Source organism: Halomonas sp. TH-94 (genome assembly GCF_057473365.1).
Map to the genome: position 1 here is coordinate 18,974 of NZ_JBYCKL010000105.1, position 20,369 is coordinate 39,342.

Annotated in this window: 25 protein-coding genes; 5 read left to right on the plus strand and 20 right to left on the minus strand. The window is 63.8% G+C overall.

What is annotated here, in order from left to right; genetic code table 11:
* Positions 1-24: 24 nt before the first annotated feature.
* From AC2VNO_RS17590 to AC2VNO_RS17615, 6 genes are all read right to left on the minus strand, one after another.
* Positions 25-855 (minus strand): symmetrical bis(5'-nucleosyl)-tetraphosphatase, encoded by an 831-nt coding sequence (locus tag AC2VNO_RS17590; RefSeq protein WP_486935338.1) that lies wholly within the window; start codon positions 853-855, stop codon positions 25-27.
* A 66-nt stretch (positions 856-921) separates the two neighbouring features.
* Complete coding sequence (apaG, locus tag AC2VNO_RS17595; RefSeq protein ID WP_486935339.1) at positions 922-1,320, minus strand: Co2+/Mg2+ efflux protein ApaG; 399 nt, start codon at positions 1,318-1,320, stop codon at positions 922-924.
* Positions 1,317-2,129 carry a 16S rRNA (adenine(1518)-N(6)/adenine(1519)-N(6))-dimethyltransferase RsmA gene (rsmA, locus tag AC2VNO_RS17600; RefSeq protein WP_486935340.1) on the minus strand — a complete coding sequence of 271 codons (813 nt, stop codon included), beginning with the start codon at positions 2,127-2,129 and terminating at the stop codon, positions 1,317-1,319. The genes apaG and rsmA overlap by 4 nt, the downstream gene beginning before the upstream one ends.
* Before the next feature lie 23 nt (positions 2,130-2,152).
* Complete coding sequence (gene pdxA / locus AC2VNO_RS17605; RefSeq protein ID WP_486935341.1) at positions 2,153-3,205, minus strand: 4-hydroxythreonine-4-phosphate dehydrogenase PdxA; 1,053 nt, start codon at positions 3,203-3,205, stop codon at positions 2,153-2,155.
* 4 nt (positions 3,206-3,209) lie between these two features.
* Positions 3,210-3,878: a SurA N-terminal domain-containing protein gene (locus tag AC2VNO_RS17610; RefSeq protein ID WP_486935342.1), complete on the minus strand. Its 669-nt coding sequence runs from the start codon at positions 3,876-3,878 to the stop codon at positions 3,210-3,212.
* A gap of 48 nt (positions 3,879-3,926) precedes the next feature.
* Complete coding sequence (locus AC2VNO_RS17615) at positions 3,927-6,368, minus strand: LPS-assembly protein LptD (protein ID WP_486935343.1); 2,442 nt, start codon at positions 6,366-6,368, stop codon at positions 3,927-3,929.
* 137 nt (positions 6,369-6,505) lie between these two features.
* Here AC2VNO_RS17615 and AC2VNO_RS17620 point away from each other — a divergent pair, with 137 nt between their 5' ends.
* The 3 genes from AC2VNO_RS17620 to AC2VNO_RS17630 are packed head-to-tail and all read left to right on the plus strand — an operon-like array spanning position 6,506 to position 8,697.
* Positions 6,506-7,549: an aminoglycoside phosphotransferase family protein gene (locus tag AC2VNO_RS17620; RefSeq protein WP_486935344.1), complete on the plus strand. Its 1,044-nt coding sequence runs from the start codon at positions 6,506-6,508 to the stop codon at positions 7,547-7,549.
* A complete protein-coding gene (murU, locus tag AC2VNO_RS17625) occupies positions 7,546-8,217 on the plus strand; it encodes an N-acetylmuramate alpha-1-phosphate uridylyltransferase MurU (RefSeq protein ID WP_486935345.1) in 672 nt (223 codons plus the stop codon). The genes AC2VNO_RS17620 and murU overlap by 4 nt, the downstream gene beginning before the upstream one ends.
* 60 nt (positions 8,218-8,277) lie before the next feature.
* Positions 8,278-8,697 carry an OsmC family protein gene (locus tag AC2VNO_RS17630; protein WP_486935346.1) on the plus strand — a complete coding sequence of 140 codons (420 nt, stop codon included), beginning with the start codon at positions 8,278-8,280 and terminating at the stop codon, positions 8,695-8,697.
* A gap of 105 nt (positions 8,698-8,802) precedes the next feature.
* Here AC2VNO_RS17630 and coq7 read toward each other — a convergent pair whose 3' ends face one another.
* From coq7 to phaR, 6 genes are all read right to left on the minus strand, one after another.
* A complete protein-coding gene (gene coq7, locus AC2VNO_RS17635) occupies positions 8,803-9,447 on the minus strand; it encodes a 2-polyprenyl-3-methyl-6-methoxy-1,4-benzoquinone monooxygenase (RefSeq protein ID WP_486935347.1) in 645 nt (214 codons plus the stop codon).
* Between the two features lie 192 nt (positions 9,448-9,639).
* Positions 9,640-9,984 (minus strand): histidine triad nucleotide-binding protein, encoded by a 345-nt coding sequence (locus tag AC2VNO_RS17640; protein ID WP_486935348.1) that lies wholly within the window; start codon positions 9,982-9,984, stop codon positions 9,640-9,642.
* Positions 9,985-10,008: 24 nt separating this feature from the next.
* A complete protein-coding gene (locus tag AC2VNO_RS17645; protein ID WP_228578142.1) occupies positions 10,009-10,881 on the minus strand; it encodes a phosphoribulokinase in 873 nt (290 codons plus the stop codon).
* Positions 10,881-11,321: an acyl-CoA thioesterase gene (locus AC2VNO_RS17650; RefSeq protein WP_486935349.1), complete on the minus strand. Its 441-nt coding sequence runs from the start codon at positions 11,319-11,321 to the stop codon at positions 10,881-10,883. The genes AC2VNO_RS17645 and AC2VNO_RS17650 overlap by 1 nt, the downstream gene beginning before the upstream one ends.
* Before the next feature lie 47 nt (positions 11,322-11,368).
* On the minus strand, positions 11,369-12,664 hold the full coding sequence (purD, locus tag AC2VNO_RS17655) for a phosphoribosylamine--glycine ligase (protein ID WP_486935350.1): 1,296 nt from the start codon (positions 12,662-12,664) through the stop codon (positions 11,369-11,371).
* Positions 12,665-12,777: 113 nt separating this feature from the next.
* A complete protein-coding gene (phaR, locus tag AC2VNO_RS17660) occupies positions 12,778-13,260 on the minus strand; it encodes a polyhydroxyalkanoate synthesis repressor PhaR (RefSeq protein ID WP_228578136.1) in 483 nt (160 codons plus the stop codon).
* 94 nt (positions 13,261-13,354) lie between these two features.
* Here phaR and AC2VNO_RS17665 point away from each other — a divergent pair, with 94 nt between their 5' ends.
* A complete protein-coding gene (locus AC2VNO_RS17665) occupies positions 13,355-14,068 on the plus strand; it encodes a 16S rRNA (uracil(1498)-N(3))-methyltransferase (RefSeq protein WP_486935351.1) in 714 nt (237 codons plus the stop codon).
* Between the two features lie 11 nt (positions 14,069-14,079).
* Here AC2VNO_RS17665 and rloA3 read toward each other — a convergent pair whose 3' ends face one another.
* Positions 14,080-14,667 (minus strand): retropepsin-like aspartic peptidase RloA3, encoded by a 588-nt coding sequence (rloA3, locus tag AC2VNO_RS17670; protein WP_486935358.1) that lies wholly within the window; start codon positions 14,665-14,667, stop codon positions 14,080-14,082.
* 131 nt (positions 14,668-14,798) lie between these two features.
* On the opposite strand from rloA3, the gene AC2VNO_RS17675 reads away from it, so the two are divergent.
* Complete coding sequence (locus AC2VNO_RS17675; protein WP_486935352.1) at positions 14,799-15,383, plus strand: PRC-barrel domain containing protein; 585 nt, start codon at positions 14,799-14,801, stop codon at positions 15,381-15,383.
* A 58-nt stretch (positions 15,384-15,441) separates the two neighbouring features.
* Here the strand turns inward: AC2VNO_RS17675 and AC2VNO_RS17680 are convergent, their stop codons facing one another.
* The 7 genes from AC2VNO_RS17680 to AC2VNO_RS17710 all read right to left on the minus strand — a co-directional run.
* Positions 15,442-16,722 carry a lytic murein transglycosylase gene (locus AC2VNO_RS17680; RefSeq protein ID WP_486935353.1) on the minus strand — a complete coding sequence of 427 codons (1,281 nt, stop codon included), beginning with the start codon at positions 16,720-16,722 and terminating at the stop codon, positions 15,442-15,444.
* Between the two features lie 34 nt (positions 16,723-16,756).
* The gene (locus AC2VNO_RS17685; RefSeq protein ID WP_486935354.1) at positions 16,757-18,085 is read right to left on the minus strand and encodes a DASH family cryptochrome; all 1,329 of its coding nucleotides are present in this window, start codon (positions 18,083-18,085) and stop codon (positions 16,757-16,759) included.
* Entirely contained in the window at positions 18,082-18,219 is a 138-nt protein-coding gene (locus AC2VNO_RS17690; RefSeq protein ID WP_486935355.1) for a DUF2256 domain-containing protein, read from the minus strand. The genes AC2VNO_RS17685 and AC2VNO_RS17690 overlap by 4 nt, the downstream gene beginning before the upstream one ends.
* A 133-nt stretch (positions 18,220-18,352) precedes the next feature.
* Entirely contained in the window at positions 18,353-18,757 is a 405-nt protein-coding gene (gene mnhG, locus AC2VNO_RS17695; protein ID WP_486935359.1) for a monovalent cation/H(+) antiporter subunit G, read from the minus strand.
* Positions 18,750-19,019: an MrpF/PhaF family protein gene (locus tag AC2VNO_RS17700; protein ID WP_159550076.1), complete on the minus strand. Its 270-nt coding sequence runs from the start codon at positions 19,017-19,019 to the stop codon at positions 18,750-18,752. Before AC2VNO_RS17700 ends, mnhG begins: the two co-directional genes overlap by 8 nt.
* A 27-nt stretch (positions 19,020-19,046) precedes the next feature.
* Complete coding sequence (locus AC2VNO_RS17705; RefSeq protein WP_486935356.1) at positions 19,047-19,520, minus strand: Na+/H+ antiporter subunit E; 474 nt, start codon at positions 19,518-19,520, stop codon at positions 19,047-19,049.
* A partial coding sequence (locus AC2VNO_RS17710; RefSeq protein WP_486935357.1) for a proton-conducting transporter transmembrane domain-containing protein occupies positions 19,517-20,369 on the minus strand: 853 nt, incomplete at its 5' end. The genes AC2VNO_RS17710 and AC2VNO_RS17705, both read right to left, overlap by 4 nt.

Here is a 20,369-nt window from a genome sequence, read left to right on the forward strand (position 1 = left end):
GGACCGATCAGAAAGTAACGGAACTCAGCGGGAGTGCCGGTGACTGGCCACGGCGATTCGCTTGCCGGTGGTCAGATTCATCGCGGTAAGACTGCCGCCCCAGACACAGCCGGTGTCCAGCGCCTCGGCACGCACCCGAGCCCCTTCGACATGGCCTTCAAGCGCGGCCCAGTGGCCGAACACCAAACGCACATCGTCGCGCCGCGAGTAGCGGAACCAAGGGGCGAAGCCCGCCGGGGCGCTGTCGAGCCCCTCCTTGGCGTGGAAATCGAGGCAGCCGTCGGCATCGATGAAGCGCATCCGCGTCAGCACGTTGACGATGGCCCGCAGACGATCGATACCCTCGAGGGCGGGATGCCAGCAAGCAGGCTCATTGCCATACATCTGCCCGAGAAAGGCGCCGCTGCGCTCACCGCCAAGCCGCTTCTCCACTTCGTCGGCGAGCCGTGCGGCCTCGCTGACCGACCATTGTGGCAGTAGCCCGGCGTGGGTCATCACGGTGTCACCGAAGCCCTCGAAGGCCTGGCGAACCAGCAGCGGCCGGGTTTGCAGCCAGTCGAGCAGCGCCTCGCGGTCAGGGGCATCGAGAATGGCTTCGAGGGTGTCCTTGCGGTTGAGCCGGCCACCGCCGCGTGCCACCGCCAGCAGGTGCAAGTCGTGATTGCCGAGCACGGTGAGCGCAGCATCGCCAAGCGCCCGTACCTCGCGCAGACAGGCTAGCGAATCGGGACCTCGGTTGACCAGATCGCCCGCCAGCCACAGGCGGTCACGTTTGGCATCGAAGTCGATCCGCTCCAGCAGTTCGACGAACTCGCCATGACAACCTTGCAGGTCTCCGATGGCATATACGGTCATGGCACCTTCCCTTGTGACACGGTGAATGGGGGCGCAGCAAGCCCGGCTCTCAGCTACGACTCGAACTCAATGTACCTGGTTGGGCCCGGCCAGGCGGAAGGGCGCAATGGCCACCTCGAAGGGGCGCTGACTGGCGGTATCGACACAGGTGTAGGCGCCTTCCATCACGCCTACCGGTCCATCGAGGATGGCTCGGCTGGTATAACGGAAGGTCTGCCCCGGGCCGATCATGGGCTGCTGACCAACCACGCCCTTGCCGCGCACGTCCTGCACCTTGCCACTCCCCTGAGTGATACGCCAGTGTCGAGCCAGCAGTTGGATGTTGCGCTTCGAGTGGTTGTGGATCGTCACCGTGTAGCTGAATACATAGCGCGAATCGTCATGCGAGGACTCGTCGGCGCGGAAGTCGGGCTCAACGTCGACCAGCACTTCCCGCTCCAGCGGCACGTCCGAAATCTGGTTCATATCGTCGCCTCCGATGCGACCAGGTGGTTGGCAATGCGCACGAACTCTTCCACGTTCAGCGTCTGGGGTCGGCGTGCGGCATCGATACCCAGAGCCGAGAACGCATCGTCGTCGACCAGTCCCTTGAGATTGTTGCGCAGGGTCTTGCGCCGTTGGGAGAAGGCCTGACGTACCACGGAGAACAGCAGCGCCTCGTCCTGCGCAGGCCACGGCAGTTCGGCGTAAGGCGTCAGTCGAACGATGGCGGAATCGACCTTCGGCCGCGGCACGAAGGCTTCGGGTGGCACCGTGAACAGATCGTCGACGCGACAGCGATACTGCGCCATCACCGAAAGGCGTCCCCAGTCGGCCCCGCCAGGCTCGGCGGCCAGACGATCGACGACCTCCTTCTGCAGCATGAAGTGCATGTCGGCGATGACATCGCCCGCTTCCAGAAGATGGGCGATCAGCGGCGTCGAGATGTTGTAAGGCAAGTTGCCCACCACGCGGAGCGGCTCGCCGTCGCCACGCAGGGCGCGAAAATCGAACTTGAGCGCATCGCCCTCGTGTATGACGAAATCGGGGTGGTTGAAGAACTGCACGCGCAACCCTGGAATCAGGTCACGGTCCAGTTCGATCACTTCGAGGCGACCGCCGGCGGCGTCGAGCAGCGGCTCGGTCAACGCACCCTGGCCGGGGCCTATCTCCACCAGGCGGTCGCCGGGGCGCGGGGCAATCGAACGCACGATTCGCGAGATGATGCCGGGGTCACGCAGAAAATTCTGGCCGAAGCGCTTGCGAGCGCGATGGACCGGCGGGCGCGATGCCATGGATATGTCCTTGTATATTGCTGTCAATTAGGGGCTACCGCGCCACGACAGGCCATCTGTGCAGCCAGTGCCACGGCGACTTGCAGGCTACCCGGATCGGCCAGGCCATGCCCGGCCAGATCCAAGGCCGTACCGTGGTCCACCGAGGTACGCACGATGGGCAGGCCCAGAGTGATATTGGCTGCTCGGCCGAAGCCGGCATACTTGAGCACCGGCAACCCCTGATCATGATACATCGCCAGCACGGCATCGACGCCGGCCAGGTGTCGCGGCGTGAACAGCGTGTCGGCGGGCAGCGGGCCCTCGAGCATCATTCCTTCGCCGCGCAAGCGCTCGAGACAGGGTTCGATCACCTCGATCTCCTCGCGGCCCAGATGCCCGCCTTCACCGGCATGGGGATTGAGGCCGCAAACGGCAATGCGTGGCACGGCGATACCGAACCAGCGTGTCAGGTCCGCCTGCAGGATACGCAGGATACGCGCCAGACCCGCCTCGCTGATGGCATCGGCCACCTCGCGCAGGGGCAAGTGGGTGGTGGCCAGGGCCACTCGCAGCGCGGTGCTGCCCTGCCAGCCGGGTCGCTCGCCGTGCAGAGCGCTGTCGGTGGCCAGCATCATGACCACCTCATCCACGCCGCAGGCGTCTCGCAGGTACTCGGTATGGCCACGAAACCCCGCATGGCCGGCATCGATGATCACCCCTTTGTGCAGCGGTGCGGTGACCATACCGTCGGCCTGCCCATCGAGACAGGCGGCTACCGCCACATCGAGGGTCTCCAGCACATAGGCAGCATTGGCCACGGCAGGCCGTCCCGGGTGGCAGGGCTCGCGTAGAGATACCGGCCACACCGACAGTACGCCGGGCGTTGCCTCAGGCACCGGCTCGCCCTGCTGCAACTCAGCAAGCCTGATGTCCAAGCCGAGCAGCGCGGCCCGCTCGGCCAGCAGTGCCGGGTCCCCCACCACCACTAGCCGTGCGGGCAAGGGGTGATGCAAGGCCAGCTGCAGGCACAAATCGGGGCCGATACCGGCAGGCTCTCCGCTGGTCACGGCCAGCACGGGCAGGTGTTGCGACATCGTTTCAGCGGCCGCTGGCGAGCCGGTTGTCGACGAACGCCTCGGCACGAATCTCCTGCAGCCAGGCATCCAGGGCCTCGTTGGCCTTGCGCTGGAAGACCATCTGGCGAGCCTGTTCCTGGTTCACGTTGCCGCCCTGCTGCTCGATGAAGCGCTCGACTTCGCGGGGGCTGACATTGACCCGCCCACCGATCTGACGCTGATGCAGCTCACGCAGCAGCATCTCGCGACGAATCTCCTCGCGCACGGCCGCCATGGTCAGACCGTCGGCCTCCAGAGCGTCGGCAAACTGGTCGAGAGTCATGTTGTTGCTCTCGGCAATCTCCCGCATTTGGCGATTGAGAGCGGTATCGTCGACGCTGAGTCCGGCATTTGCCGCCATCTGCAGCTGGATCTCCTCGAGAATGACCTGCTCGAGAACGTGCTCGCGCAGCATCGCGTCGGGCGGCAGCCCCTGCCCTTGCGACGCCAGCTGGCTACGCGCCTGCTCCATTCGCTCTTCGAGCTGGCTGTGCATGATGGCCTGCTGGTTCACCACGGCCACGATGCGATCCAAGGACTGTCGCTGTACCGGCTGGAAGTCCTGGTCCTGGGCCACGGCCGTCAGCGGCACGGCGCCAAGGCACAGGGCCAATCCCAGGGCACCCAGGGTGGCGAACGGTGAAATCCGCATGTCTCTCTTTCCTCTCATTTGGCTCACGTGTAGGGCGTCTCGCACAATTTAGAAGGCAGTGGCTCGATAGCCCGGAATGGCCCGTTCGAAATAGTCGCCGGCATCACCGCCAACACCGCCCAGACCTTTGAATACGAAGCGCAGGAACAGCCCGCGCTCCGTGGTATCGTTTGCGATGCTGGCGCTATCGTTGTCGTCGATCCATTCACGCCAGACGACCTGAAAGCCATAGCAGCAGTCGTTCCACTGCACGCCAGCCAGCTGGTCGAGCAGGCGCTCGTTGGTATAGTCGTAAACGGCACGGCCGATCAGATCCACCCGGGGCGAGAGCTTCCAGGCGAACGAGAGATCGTACTCCTCGCGGTCGTAATCGCGAAACTCGTCGTCCCCCGGCTGCACCGACGGATCGAACCCTTGGAGTTCCCAGCGATAGCCGAGGTTCAATACGTGGCCGACGGGACTGCGATAGCTCAGGTCCAGCGAGGTACGCTCGGTACGCTGCTGAGCGTCGTCGTACAGCAGTTCCCAACGGCTACGCCAGCGTTCGGTCATTCGCCAGTCCAGGCGCGCCACCACTGGCGACCGATCGCGAGTGGCGTTGTACCAGGGTTCGAAACGGCCGCCCTCTTCCGGCGACCTTGGCAAGGCATCGGGGTCCCCGTTGATATCGATGTACCGATCCGACAAGTAGAACGCCTGGCCAATGCCGAAGGCCAGGCGCTCGCGGCCGCGGGCGTCCTCCAGCAGGCGTGAATCGACACCCACCGACACACGGTTGAGGTCTCCCACACGATCGGCGCCGGAGAAGCGATAGGGCGACCACAGCTGCCCCCAGGAGAAGGCCCGCTCATTGGCATCGAAGTCGGGGAAATCACGCTGGTCGCGGGCCGGCACGTAGGCATAGTTGACTCGCGGCTCCAGGGTCTGGCGATACGTTCGACCGCCAAGTTCCAGCTCGCGATCGAATACCAGGCCGCCATCGATCGAGGTCACCGGCACCGCGCGCTGCAGAGTCGTATCGCGCTCGGTCTCGCGCTCGCCGTAGTCGAGGTCGTAGGCGGTGAAGAGCCACTCGACACGAGGCTCCAGATGCCCCCAGCTCTCGTCGAAGCGCCAGCCGGTAGCGGGCGAAAGGTGCAAGCGGGTACCTGTGGCGGCTTCACGCAACGGCACGCGATTGCGATCGACGTCGCGCCAGAAGTAGGTGAGGTTGGAGCGCCATTGCTGATACAAGCCACCCGGCTGCGACCAGCGCGCATTGGCCGTCAGGCTGGGCAGGCGATAGAACGGCTTGTCGCGATCGCGCAGCGGGTCATCGAGGCGCTGGAAGCCCTGGGCTCTGGCGTCGAGATGCCAGAGCGACCCGCGATAGTCGATCTGGGCCAACCGCTGCATATTCGTGGGGTCATCGCCGAAAATGCTGCCATAGTCGTCGAAGTAGCGTCCGTCACTGGCCGCCCCGTAGCGCAGGTTGTAGCGCGTGCGTGCATCGAAACGCCCGCTGTGGCGATAGTCGACATACCAGCGATCCTCGCCCTCGTAGCGCCGCGAGGGGGTGCCTGGGTCATCGGACCCGCCACCGTCGTTCGAGAGGTAGGCACCCTCGATCTGCCCGACATCGCTGGGGAACAGATAGCGGTACTCCCCGCCCAGCAGCAACCCACGGTCGCTGATCCAGCGCGGCGTGATGGTGGCATCGTGATTGGGCGCAATGTTCCAGTAGAATGGCTGAGCGTAGTCCAGCGCCCCCCCGGAGAGCCCTATCTCGGGCCACAGGAAGCCGGTATGGCGGCGGTCATCGATAGGGAAGCGCACCCACGGCCAGTAGAAGACCGGCACCTGCTTCACCTCCAAGCGAGCGTGACGCGCCGTACCGAAGCCACTTTCGCGATCGAGCACCAGGTCGCCGGTCACCAGTTGCCACAGGTTGTCGCCCGGGTCACAGGTGGTGAAGTTCGCCGAGTTGAGCCGGAAGCGTCCATCCTCCAACCGCTCCAGCTGCAGCGCATCGCCGCGCAGATGCTGGTCGTGCACCACGAAATGGGCGCTATCGATACTTGCCGCGTCGCTGATCAGGGAGACTTCGCCGGATTCACCGCGCACCAGCAGGTTGGTATCACGCAGCGCCAGCGGTCCCTCGACGAATGCCCGGTCGCGCTCGGGCGGCACGCTGACCCGCGGCGACTCGAGCTGGCTGTCGCCACGGCGCAGAATGACTTCACCACCCAGGATGGTTTCACCCTCATCGCCGTAGTAAGCGCTATCGGACTCGCTGCGCACCTGCCCCGGCAGATCGCCGGTGGGCAAGAGATAGGCGGGCATCACATAGACACCGCGACAAAGCGCCTCGGCGGGTGGATCATCGCTCCAAGGGTGCCAGTCGAGCTGCCATGAGGCCATCGGTTCCAGCGCCGCCACTTGGGGCACACCAAGCGTCAGACCGGTTGTGATCAGGCCAGCCAGTGCCGTTCCTGCATATCGCTTGCCCATGGTCCCTCGATGTCCTTGGCGAAGAGAATCGGTATTATACAGACCGCACCCAGCCTGTCGTATGCGCCTGATCGCTCAGCATGCGGCGGCGCCTCACGAGCGTCAACCGGCACTGTCCGGCACGACAAGGAGCCAGCATGACCCCGGCCGAAACCTCGCCGCGATTCGACGCCCTGCGCCACTGGGCAGCAGCGCAACATCATCTGCCTGTCGACGTGCTGAATCTGCGTCTGGCCGCGGGAGATGCCAGCTTTCGTCGCTATTTCCGCCTCACGCTGCCCGACGGCCGCTCACGGATGCTGATGGACGCTCCGCCCGCTCAGGAGGATAGCCGTCCATTCGTCGATATCGCCCGACGCTGGCGAGCCGGTGGCCTGCCTGTTCCGGCTTTGTATGCCGTAGATCTGGAAGCGGGCTTCCTCGAGCTCGACGACTTGGGCGACACTCCGCTACAGCTCCGATTCAAGAGTATCGACCATGCCGATACCCTGCGCTGGCACGAGCATGCCATGGAACTGATCCATGCGCTGCAGAACCGCGCCGGCCCCGATCCGCTCCCCATCTACGACGCTGCCCTGCTCGGCCGCGAACTGGATCTATTCCCCGAATGGTGTCTCACCCAGTGGCTTGGCGAGACCGCTCTGCCTCCCGGCTGGAACGAGCTGCGCCAGTCACTGATCGACTCTGCCCTGGCACAGCCGGTGGTCACGGTGCATCGCGATTACGATGCCATGAATCTGATGGTGCATGACGAACGGCTCTTTCTGATCGACTTCCAGGACGCCGTGGCCGGCCCCATCAGCTACGACCTTATTTCACTGCTGCGTGGCCGCTACTGCCGTTTCCCGGCAGGCCGCTTTACCGCCTGGGTCGAAGCTTTCCGTCAGCGGGCCATGCAAGACGGGCGCTTGCCCAGATCCATCGACAGCGAAACCTTCCACCGCCAGGTGCAGGCCATGGCGGCACAGCGCGCGCTCAAAGTGCTGGGCATTTTCTGTCGTTTGACCCTACGCGACGGCCGCTCGGGCTATCTGGAGCGGTTACCGCACTTCCTCGCCCATCTCGAGGAGAGCCTGGACGCTTTGCCAGCGCATGTCGATTTTCAGCGTTGGCTGGTGGAGACTTTCCGCCCCGCCCTGATGCAACGCCTGGCCTTGGCCTCTGGCCCGGAGGCGTCATGAAGGCCATGATTCTGGCTGCCGGCCTGGGCAAACGCATGCGGCCCTTGACCGACCGCTGCCCCAAGCCGTTGCTGCCGGTGGCGGGCAAGCCCTTGATCGTTCACCACCTGGAGCGTCTGGCGGCAGCCGGCATCCACGACGTCGTGATCAACGTCAGCTATCGCGCCGACCAGATCGTCGCCGCGCTAGGCGATGGCAGCTGCTATGGCACTCAGATCGCCTGGAGCCGCGAGACCCACCCACTGGAAACCGGCGGCGGCATTCGCCAAGCACTGCCGCTGCTGGGTAACACCCCCTTTCTGCTGGTCAATGGCGATATATGGTGCGATCTCGATCCCGCGACACTGCCTGAGCTGGGTGACGATCTGGCCCATCTGGTACTGGTCGACAACCCTGCCCACCACCCCGAGGGCGACTTTCGCCTCGACGCTCAAGGCCGTGTACATGACACCGGTGCTTCGCGCCTGACCTTCGCCGGCCTCAGCCTGATCGACCCGGCGCTGGTAGCCGAGCATGACCCCGGCGAATTTCCCCTGGCCCCGCTGCTGCGAGCAGCCATGCACGAAGGTCGAGTTGGCGGCACTCGCCATCGCGGGCACTGGGTCGATGTCGGTACGCCCGAGCGACTGGCCGAACTGGACCGGGAGTTGCGGCAACGGCGGGGCTGAGCCGATAGCCGCTCAGTGGTAAGCTCTTCAACACGAAAGTATCGACGAGGAAATCTGCACATGAAAGCCAGCGTCAAATGGACCGACGGCCGTCAGTTCGTCGCCGAGTCGGGAAGCGGCCACAGCGTGGTCATCGATGGCCCACCGGACCACGGCGGCCGCAATACCGGCCCACGCCCGATGGAGATGCTGCTGATGGGTATGGGCGCCTGCACCTCTTTCGATGTGCTGGAGATTCTCGAGAAGTCTCGCGCCGGTGTGACCGACTGCGTTGCCAGCATCGAGGCCGAGCGCGCCGACGAGGTGCCGGCCGTATTCACCAAGATCCACGTGCACTTCACCGTCAGCGGACGCAACCTCAAGGATAATCAGGTCAAGCGGGCGGTGGAGCTATCCGCCGAGAAGTACTGCAGCGCCTCGATCATGCTGGCCAAGGGGGGGGTCGAAGTCACCCACTCCTACAGCATCGTCGAAGAGTAAGGCGACGGCGCTAGCGCCCGACGCCGGAAGGCCCGCTCAGGCGGGCCTTCTTGGTCTAGCGGTGCATCTAGCGCGGCATAGATTCTCATCTTCCATAGTGGCGACTCAGAGACGGTAGACGCTCTTGGTCATCACCTTGGACATCAGCGACATGCCGAACTTGACCGGCGCCGGAAAGCGCGCCCCCCCGGCTTCCAGCGCCAGCTGAGCATGGTGCGCCTCGTCAATGGCCATCTGGCGCAGCACGGCGCGGGAGCGATGGTCGCCCACCGGCAGGCGCACCAGGTGATCTTCCAGGTGCTTGCCTACCTGCTCCTCGGTTGCGGCAACGAACCCCAGGCTGACACGATCGCCAATGGCACCCGCCACGGCGCCGAGGCCGAACGACGCCGCATAGAATAGCGGATTGAGCACGCTGGGATGGCTGTCGAGTTCCTGCAGCCGCTCGTCGCACCAGGCCAGATGGTCGATCTCTTCCTGGGCGGAATGCTCCATCTGGCTGCGCACTTCGGGCAGCTTGGCAGTACAGCCCTGGCCTTGATAGAGCGCCTGGGCACATACCTCACCGGTATGGTTGACCCGCATCAGCCCGGCGGCGTGGCGACGCTCGTCGACGCTCATGTCATCGTCCTGGACATCCGCCGTTGCCGGCGAGGGGCGCGAAGCCACGGCGGCGCGAGGAATCAGGGTTCGTAGTACGGTATCGAACTGAGGGAGCTGTTTGTCGGCCGGGGAGTAGTGGCGGTTCATCTCTTTTCCTTTACGCAGCCTTTCCTGAGTGCGGCTTCCCATCGCGGGAAGCGAGCGATTGGCAGCCCTGCAATTAGTCGGCCCAATGCAGCCGCCAAGTAACGGCAGCGCCACCCATTGGGTGGCGCCATGTACTGGGTGCACCTGATGCGTCGCACGCCTCGACGCGCGCGGCTTCCCGCAGGGCGCCAGCTAGCCAGCCGGCCAAGTAAAGCGGCGACCGCCCATCAGGTGCATATGAATATGATAGACCGTCTGTCCGCCCTGGTCATTGCAGTTCATCACCACGCGGTAGCCGTCCTCGGCAAAGCCGCGCTCCGCGGCCAGCCTCGCCGCCGTGAAGGGCAACCTGCCAACGAGAGCCTGGTCACGCTCCTCGATGTCGTTGAGCGTGGCAATGTGCTGCTTGGGGATGATCAGAATGTGAGTCGGGGCCTGGGGATTGATGTCGTTGAACGCCAGCACCTGCTCGTCTTCGTAGACGATCTCGGCCGGTATTTCACGCTTGACGATCTTGCAGAACAGACACTCTTGCATCGACTCGCACTCCTCTCTTGCGGCTCAGCGAAAGCGGCGCTGCGCCAGTAGGTGACGAACCAGCGGCGCCAGGATCAACTCGATGGCCAGCGACATCCTCGCACCCGGCACCACCAGGGTATGCGGGCGGCTCATGAAGGCGTCCTGGATCATCGCCAGCAACCAGGGAAAATCCACCGTCGAGGGATCGCGGAAACGGATCACCACGAACGACTCGGCGTCGTTGGGAATATCCTGCACCTCGAAGGGGTTGGAGGTGTCCACCGTAGGCACACGCTGGAAATTGATATGGGTGCGTGAGAACTGCGGCTGGATATAGCGCACGTAGTCGTTCATGCGCCCCAGAATGGTGTCGATGACGGCTTCCTGAGAGTAGCCGCGCAGCTTGATATCGCGATCGATCTTCTGGATCCACTCGAGGTTCATGGTCGGCGCCACGCCTACCAGCAGGTCCACGTGTCGGGCAATGTCATGCGCCGAGGTGACCAGCCCGCCGTGCAAGCCCTCGTAGAACAACAGATCGGTGCCACAGGGCAGCGGCTGCCACTCGGTGAAGGTACCGACCTGATGGCCGGCCTCGATCATCTGCTTGTCTTCGGCATGGATGTAGTGCCGGTAGGTGCCGGTGCCGTGCTCGCCGTACTCCTGGAACAGCGCCTCCAGGCGGTCGAGCAGGTTGGCTTCCACGGCGAAATGAGAGAGCTGATTCTTGCGCTCTGGCTCTTCACGGAACATGCGCGCCAGCTCTTCTCGCGTATAGCGATGGAAGGCGTCGCCGTCGACGAAGGCGGCATGGACATCCTCACGGGAGAACATGCGCTCGAAGGTGCGTTTCACCGTGGTGGTTCCCGCCCCCGAGGAGCCGGTCACGGCGATGATGGGATACTCGCGCGACATCAGGCGCTCTCCGCACCGCTGATGGCGCGGAGCACGCTGTCTGGAATAGCGACACTGCGCCCCTGGGCCGGATCGACCAGCACCACGTTGAGTCGCGCGGTGGCCACCGGCCGCCCGCCCTCGGCATGGCAGACCCGATGATAGACCGCCATCGCCTTGCCGGTGGGCACGGGTATGGCGGTTTCCACCACCAGGGCATCCGGCCAGCGGGCCTCGGACTGGTACTGCACAGCGAGGTCCGCCACCACACTGGGGAAACCGCCCATATCCCATTCGACCAGACCAAGGGCGCCAAATGCCTGAATACGCGCTTCATGCAGTAAGGACACCAGCGTATCGTGCCCCAGATGGCGACCGTAGTTCATGTCGGTGATGCGCACCGACAGCGGCTGCCTGTGCACGATGGCCGAATCGGGAAATTCCAGCTTGATGCGTTCCATGCTCGCTCCCTGAATGTTGTTATGAATGGCGACAGGTTCGCCGACGCTCAATCTGCGTTCTGCTCGCGGGCGATGGCACGGTGGGCGATATCACCGCGGTACTGAGCGCCATTCCAGCGAATCGCTGCCACTCCCTCATAGGCGAGGTCGCGTGCCTGGGAGACGCCATGCCCCAGCGCGGTGATACACAATACACGACCGCCACTGGTCACGACACGCCCCTGGTCGTCCTCTGCGGTGCCGGCATGAAATACCTTGCAGCCTGTGGCATTCGCCGCCTCGAGACCCTCGATCACGTCGCCCTTGGCGTAGCTGCCAGGATAGCCGCCCGCGGCCATCACCACGCCGACCGCGGCGTGGGAGTCCCACTCGCAGGTGTGCCCGGCCAGCTCACCTCGTGCCCCGGCCAGGCACAGCTCGGCCAGATCGGACTGCAGGCGCAGCATGATCGGCTGAGTCTCGGGGTCGCCGAAGCGGCAGTTGAACTCGATCACCTTGGGATTGCCTTCGGTGTCGATCATCAAGCCGGCATACAGGAAGCCGCTGTAGGGATGTCCCTCGGCCACCATGCCATGCACCGTGGGCATGATCACCTGCTCCATGATGCGCTCGTGAACGCTCTCGGTCACCACCGGCGCCGGTGAGTACGCCCCCATGCCGCCGGTATTGGGACCGTCATCGCCATCCAGCGCACGCTTGTGGTCCTGGCTGGTGGCCATGGGCAACACGGTGGTGCCATCCACCATGACGATGAAACTGGCCTCCTCGCCTTCCAGGAACTCTTCGATGACCACCCTGGCCCCGGCGTCACCGAAGGCGTTGGCCTCGAGCATGTCGCGCACGGCGGCCTCGGCCTCGGCCAGGGTCATGGCGACGATCACCCCCTTGCCGGCAGCCAGGCCATCGGCCTTGATCACGATCGGTGCGCCCTGCTCGGCCAAATACTCCAGCGCCGGCCCTACCTCGGTGAAGGTGCGGTAATCAGCGGTGGGGATGGCATGGCGTGCAAGAAAGTCCTTGGTGAAGGACTTCGAGCCCTCCAGCTGGGCAGCCCCTCGAGTCGGACCGAAAATGGCCAGCCCCGCTTCGCGGAAACGATCGACGACCCCTTCGACCAGCGGCGCCTCGGGGCCGACGATGGTCAGCTCGATGGCCTCCTCACGGGCGAAAGCCACCAGGCGCTCCAAATCGGTCGCCTCGATGGCGACGTTGGTCAAGCCGGGTTCGTGAGCGGTACCGGCATTGCCGGGCGCCACGAAGACCCGTTCGACCCGGGGCGACTGACCGACTTTCCAGGCCAGGGCATGTTCGCGGCCACCGCCGCCGATGATAAGAACCTTCATCCGCTTGCTTTCCTGTCTATCATTCGTCGGGCCCGATGCTGGGACGGGCCTGAGGTTAGGCTGGGAATTCGTCGCGGCATTATGTCAGAAAGCCATCGAGCTCGCCGCCTCGCTCAGGACTTCTTGTCGTCATCCTGGTCCGGCGTGTCCTTCGGCTCAGGCTTGTCGGGCTGTCCCTGGCCAATCGCCTGCTGCCAGAAACGCATGTTCTCCTCCGCCATTTCACGCATAAGCTCCATCGGCGAATGGCGCATGGCCTGTTGCCATTGGTCCTGCATGCGCTTCTGCTGTTCGAGCATCAGCTGGGTACCCTGCTCGAGATAACGTGCCAGCGGCAGCGGCTGGGCCATGTCGTAGACACGAATGAATTGAGCCAGCAGGTCATTGGAAAACACCTCGGCCTCGCCGTCGGCCTGTTCCTGTTCGATGATGATCGACAGCAGGATGGTGCGGGTCAGATCCTCTCCGGACTTGGCGTCCTCGACGCGGAACGGTTCTTCATCGAGAATCAGGCGACGCAGATCCTCGAGCGTTACATAGCGGCTCTGTTGGGTATCATAGAGTCTGCGGTTGGCATACTTGCGAATCACGCGCACGACGGCACTCCTTGTAGGAAAGGCAGGTTGGCCCTTGGCTGCTATTGTGCACCGCGTTACCGCCCTTGCAAATCGAAGCAACCAACGAGACCCGATGAACCTTATCCTGCTTGCCCCCGACGATGTCCAACATGCCCGTCTGGCCTGCCTGCGCGACCCACGCCGGTTACGTCACCTGAAGGAAGTGCACCGCGCCCAGGTGGGCGATTCATTGACCCTGGGGGTTCTGGGAGGTGGTATCGGACGCGGCGAGCTGACCTACCTCTCCGACGACGAAGCCCGCTTCACGCTCGATGGCCTCGGCGCTCCCCCGCCGCCCGCCCTACCGGTGCATCTGGTACTGGCCCTGCCGCGCCCGCGCATGCTCGCCAGAAGCCTCGAACACATCACCGCCCTTGGGGTGAAGGGTGTCACGCTGCTGCATACCCGGCGGGTGGAGAAGAGCTACTGGCAGTCGCCGGAGCTGGACCCGGGAAAGATTCATGAGCATCTGATACTGGGCCTCGAACAGGCGCGAGATACGGTGCTGCCCGACGTCAGCATGGCCAAGGGCTTTCGCCCTTTCGTCGAGGAGCGACTGCCCCAGCTGCTGGCGGACCGGCGAGGGCTCGTGGCTCATCCCGGCATGGCCCAAGCCTGCCCAACCGGCCTGACCGAGCCTATTGTGCTGTTCATCGGGCCGGAAGGTGGTTTCATCCCATACGAGGTGGACCGCCTGCTCGAAGCGGGATGCGAGGGCATTCACCTGGGCCCTCGCATCCTGCGTGTGGAGACGGCTGTAGTGGCTCTGCTGTCCCGGCTATTCTGAAGCCGGAGATATCACACCTCGTCTTCCTTGATTCCTTCGACCTCCTCGCCGTCGTAGCGCACGACCTCGGCGTCGTCAGTGCAGTCGGGCGAATTGAGGAAGGTGCGGGTAACGTCGAGCAGCCCCAGGTGGCCAATGGTGCGCCGACCCAACAGCAGCGGGTAATTCATCTCCTCGCGGTCCCTCAGGCTGAACTGCTCCTCGTGGATGGTATCGCCCATACAGATCTTCATCAGTACCACCGGACGCTCGTCGCGGCCGCCGGCACCACGGACGCGGATGTCACGATAAAGCGGCAGCTCCAGGTGCTCTTCGAACGCCTCGCCGCTGGCCTCGTCGATGAGATCGAGGCGGAAGCGCACCCACTCCTCGCCATCCTTGTCGAAGGTTTCGATGTCGCGCGCATCGAGGGAAGAGGTCAGCGCACCGCTGTCCAGCTTGGCCTTGACTTCGACCCCCCACGGCTCAAGTGTGCTCTTCTCTATCCACCCGAATACCGACGATTCATCGTCGGCCACGGCAGGGCCAGCCAGCAGCAGGGCCCCCGCTGCCGCCAGCAGGCAATGGCGAAAAACCGGGATGGTGTTACCAAGCGACATTTTCCTCATGGATGAAGCTCCTTTTTTCATCGAGGCTTTGATAAATCCGATCAGGCGCGGTTCCGTGCACCTGTATCAAACGGTACCTTTACTACACTAACAGTGTCATCAAGGACAAGGAGGGCAAACTGATGAAACAGCCACGCATCACCAGGACGACGCTGGCCGCCTCGGCTGGCCTGTTCCTGGCCGGGCTCGCGATTGGTGTACAGGCACAGTTCGAACCCCAGGGCCTCTACTCCTCCCGCGCCCTCTTCGACGCCGAGGTGCACTTCGAAGCGTCGCCTGACAGCCAGCCCGGCGAAGTGATCGATATTCTGCTCGGCGATGACAGACAAGTTCATGCCATCGTCGTGCGCCCCGACGACGACATGGGCAGGGACGGCGACTACCTGGTCATTACCAATGCCCACTACCGTCTGGTCAACTACGAAGACGACGGTGAAACGGTCCATGACATCATCGTCGACGCCGACCCGGAGTCGCTCGAGGCCATGCCGCGCTACGATCAAGAGTGGTGGGACACGGCACGCGAGCGCACTCGTGAGGCCTGGCACAGTACCGGAGAAGGCGCCGACAGTGCCTGGCAGCAGACACGGCGGGGCGCAGACCGGGTTGGAGAAAGTGCCGAGCATGCCTGGGAGCGCACACAGGAAGGCGCCGAACGTGCCGGCCGCACCATCAGTGAAACGCTGGACCGATGGACCAATAACTAGCGGCCGGTCCGAGTCTTTTCGAACGCCCCGCTCTGGCTCACCAGAGCGGGGCTTGCCGTCACTGCTGGAGTCGTTGCAGCAGATCTACGGTGGCAAAGCCGTCCGGCGTGACGCCGATGCTACGCTGGTACTCCCGCAAGCCACTGCGGGTATTCGGCCCCATGACACCGTCGGGCGTGCCGACGTCGAAGCCCCGAGCGTTGAGAGCCTGCTGCATCTCGCGCACCTGGCTGCGAGACAGCGGCTGCACGTCACGCGGCCACTCGGCCCGGACCCCTTCCCGCCCGGCGATCCTGTCAGCCAGGGTACCGACCGCCAAGGCGTAGCTGGTGGCATTGTTGTAGCGCAGAATGGCGCGGTAGTTGGGGCCGACCAGGAAGGCTGGGCCATTGGCGCCGGCCGGGGCGATCACCGAGGCCTGCTCGAAGCCGGGAAGATTGCCACCTTCGATCGGACGCACCCCTTGCTCGGCCCATTCACGGCTCGACAGCCGCGTGCTCAGCTCGGTCTGGGCATAGTCGAAATTCTGGGGGAGCCGCACCTCGGCCGCCCACGGCTGGCCGGGCTGCCAGCCGGCTCGCGCCAGATAGTTGGCGGTCGAAGCCATGACATCGGGAATGCTGCCCCATATATCACGCCGTCCGTCACCGTCGCCATCCACGGCGTAAGCTTCGAAACTCGAGGGAATGAACTGGGTGTGGCCCATGGCACCAGCCCAGGAGCCCACCATCCGCTCCGGCGCGATGTCACCTGCCTCGATGATCCTCAGGGCGGCCAGCAGCTCGCCACGGGCAAAGTCGCGCCGCCGACCGTCGAAGGCCAACGTCGCCAGCGCCTCGAGGGTGGAAAAGTCGCCGAAATTGCCGCCATAGTTGCTCTCGATTCCCCAGATCGCGACGATGACTTCTGCCGGAACGCCGAAACGCTGCTCCATCTCCCGGGCAGTGTCGCGGTGCTCGGCGAGCTTGGCCCGCCCTTGGCTGACCCGGGTCTGGGAGACGGCCGTATCCAGATACTGCCAGATAGGACGCACGAACTCCGGCTGGGAACGGTCGAGCTCGATCACCCTTGGCCGATAGCGCACCCCATCCAGAGCCCTGTCGAGCGTGGCCGCCGAAATCCCTTCGCTGCGGGCAGCGCGGCGAAACTGGGCCAGCCAGTCGGCAAAATCGGCGGGGGGAGCGGGCTCGGCCTCGGCTCGGCTCTCGGCTTGCTCAGCGGTAGCCGCCGGGGCCGATTCGGCTTGAGATTCCTCCTCCGTGCCAACGCCATTCGCCGGGCTGCTTTGACAGCCGGCCAGCAGCGTTACCAGCAGGCCGAGGGTAAGGGTCCGTTTCATTTTTGCTGCTCTCCTTGCCTATGCAGAGGGGCGATCATCGCGCAGTTTGGCCAGCACCACCAGCCCCAAGCGCCCATTGATCAGTCCGCCGACCGGCCGCTTCCCAGCAGGCGGCGTAGGCGCCATCGGGGTCGTAATACTCGGCTTGCTTGATGACGTCGAAGCGCCGCTCGCGGGAATCGCGTCCGAGACCGCCCACGTAGCGCCAGTTGCCCCAGTTGCTGGCCACGTCGAAATCGACCAGGCAGTGCTCGAACCAGGCCGCTCCCAAACGCCAATCCTCTCCAAGATCGTGAATGAGGAAGCTCGCCGCATTTTGCCGCGCTCGGTTCGACAGCCAGCCGGTCGCCGAGAGCTCGTGCATGGCCGCATCGATGAAAGGAACCCCCGTTCGCCCTTCGCGCCAGGAGAGAAAGGCCTCGCCGAGGGGAGGCAGCAAGCGTGCCCCGAACAGCGCACGACCCTCCTGGCGTGCAGCCCAGTGGAAGTAATCACGCCACAGCAGCTCGTAGAAGACCCACTTGCTCGATTCATTGGCGCCGTGGCTCGCTTCCCAGTGGCGCAGAGCATCGCGCACTTGTCGGGCCGAGAGACAGCCATGGGCCAGCCAGGGCGAAAGGCGGGTGGAGAAATCCGCCCCCCTCAGTTCATTGCGAGTGGTTTTGTAGCGAGCCACGGCTCCGCTCTCCCACAAGTAATGATCGAGTCGTGCGAGACCCGCCGCCTCGCCGCCGGCGAAGTGAAATTCACCACGAGCGTCGGCCGTCCATGCGACGGCTCTGCTGCACACCTGGGCGAGAGGCGGCAGCCCGCGCGGCGCATCGGCAGGCCAGGGCGGCAGTGTCACAGGTGCGGGAAGCGCCTCAGCAATCGCCAGGCGATCCTTCACCCGACGACGAAAAGCCGAGAAGCTCGCAGGCAAGGCGTCAAGCGCTACCGGCAGCGTCTCTTCGCTCAGCAGCAGCCCACTGTCGGCCTGCCACACTTCGACGCCCTCACCCACTCTCTTGGCCAGGCACAGGCCGTCTTGAACCTCGTCGTCGCCGGCATCACGGCGCAGCCGCACCTGACTCACGCGATAGCGTTCGACGAGGCCTGTCACGATATCGAGCGGATCGCCAATGCGAACCAGCAGGTCACTGCCCCGCTTGAGCAGCTCACCACGCAATGCAATCAGGCTCTCCCAGAGGAAACGGAGCCGCGCCGGCCCAATACGCGGCACGCCAAGGCCTGACTGCGGGGTAAGCCAGGCCTGGTCGAGCACATAGACGCATAACAGTTGTTCGTGTGTGGAATCGATCTGAAACAATGGGTTGTCGCCCAGACGTAGGTCGTGGCGCAGCCAGACAAGAGTCACACTCATGCGCCACCGCCGGAACGTCGCGCCGGCCGTCGAAAGCGTTCACTGCAATAGCGCACCTCATCCCAGCAGTGTCTCCGGGCGAAGGAACTTTGACACAGATGGCATGGCTTGTGGGGCGGGGGCTGGCTGTGCATGGTGCACCTTAAAATATAGACATGGAAAAATTATCGTACAGTTTATGTACAATATAAAGCTCTGACTTTGTTTCATGTCCACAACGAAAAAAGGCCGCCCGGAGGCGACCTTGTTCGGAGAAGATTCGGCGATTCACTGCGGATCGCTATCCCTCGGTTCGTGACGAGCGTTGGCGTCCGTCTCCAGACCGCTCTTGAGCTCATGGGTGAGCGGGTCGTAGTTGGGTCTGAGTTCATCCTTGACCGTACCGCTCCACAGCTTGGACCCGACGAAGTAGCCCGCCCTGCCGATGACATGCGCCGCGACGGGCGCTGTCATCAGCACGAAGACGATGATGGCAAAGGCACGCGCCACCACGGCCACCTCGCCGAAATGCACTGCCACCGCCAGCATGATCAGTATGACCCCCAGGGCAGCCGCCTTGGTGGTGGCATGCATACGCGTGAGCAGGTCGGGCAGGCGCAGAATGCCAAGCGCTGCCAGCAACATGAACAGGGCACCCGTCAGAATCAAGAATCCCTTGATGTATTCAATCATCACGCGGTCCTCCCCGCTCCAGGAAACGGGCGAAACCGATGGCAGCCAGAAAGCCCATCAGCGCGATAACGATGGCGGCATCGAGAAAGCTCGATACATCGGTACGAATGGCATACACGCCAACAAGCCCCACCACGATGCTGGCAAACAGCTCCAGCGCCACCACTCGATCGGGAAGACTGGGGCCACGCACCACGCGAACGAAGGCCAGGATGAGCGCCAGGCTCATCAGTACCTGACTGATCAGAATTACAGTGGCCATTTCACCCCCCACTCTGCCTTGGCGAACTCAACGGAACAGTTCCAGTGCACGACATTCCATTTCCTTGAGGTTACGACGCAGTTCCTCCTCGTCATCGAGGAACATGGCGTGGATATAGAGCACTTTACGGTCGTCGGAAACGTCCAGGCTCAGAGTGCCGGGTGTGAGGGAGATCAGGTTCGCCACCATGGTGATCTCGAGCTCCGTACGCGCCTCGAGGGGCATGGCGATCACACCCGGCTTCATGTGCCAAGGCGGCGTCAGGATATCGAAGCCGACCCGCAGGTTGGCCTGAACCAGTTCCTTGATGAAGAAACCGAGGAACTTCAGAATTCTCGGCACGCGTGCCGGGTACCCGCCCAGGGCCTCGACCTGAGGCTCGATCAGCACCAGCGTGATGTAGCCGAACACCAGGCCGACCACCAGGTTGAGCCCCGAGAAGTCCCCGGAGAGAATGACCCAGGCCAGCGCCAGCAGCAGGTTCCAGATGGCTCCCGTCATGGCATCTCCTCCTGCTCCACATCCTCGATGAAGGCGTCCTCGACCACGATTTCACTCCCCAAGACCGCGTCGATATAGCCCTGCGGGTTCATCAACTGATCGCCGATCTGGTTCATCACGGTCATCAGCGGCTCTGCAAGCACGCCGATCAGCAAGGCGAAGAGCGCCAGCACCGCCACCGGCAGATACATCAGCCACAGGCTCGGCGGCACCATGCGACTGTCGTCACCCACCACGACCTCTTCGGCCGGCACCAGGTTGTCCTCCGGCAGCGACTTCCAGAACACCTCGTTCCAGATCTTGACCATGGAGTAGAGGGTCATCAGCCCCACCAGCAGCGCGACTGCCGTCACCACGTAGGCTTCCGCCTCGATACCCGCCCGCACGATGACGAACTTGGCGAAGAAACCCGACAGTGGCGGCACCCCGGCCAACGAGAAGGCCGAGAGAAAAAAGGCCACCGCCAGCCACGGCCGCTCACGGTAGAGTCCACCCATCTTCTTGAGCTCGTAGGTCCCCTGCAGGCGCCGGGTGATGCCGCTGATCAGGAACAGGTTGGTCTTGACCACGATGTTATGCATCACGGCGAAGATACCCCCGGCGATTGCCAACGGGGTATAGAGCGCCAGGCCCAGAATCATGTAGCCGATCTGGCTGACGATGTGGAACGACAGGATACGGCGAAACTCGAACTGGGCCGCCGCTCCAAGCACTCCGGTGACCATGGTCAGCGCCGCCCCCCAGAGCAGCAGGTCCTGGGTGTAACCCAGGGTCTGGTCGAACATCAGGGTGAAGACCCGATACAGGGCGTACACGCCCACCTTGGTCAAAAGCCCGGCAAACAGCGCC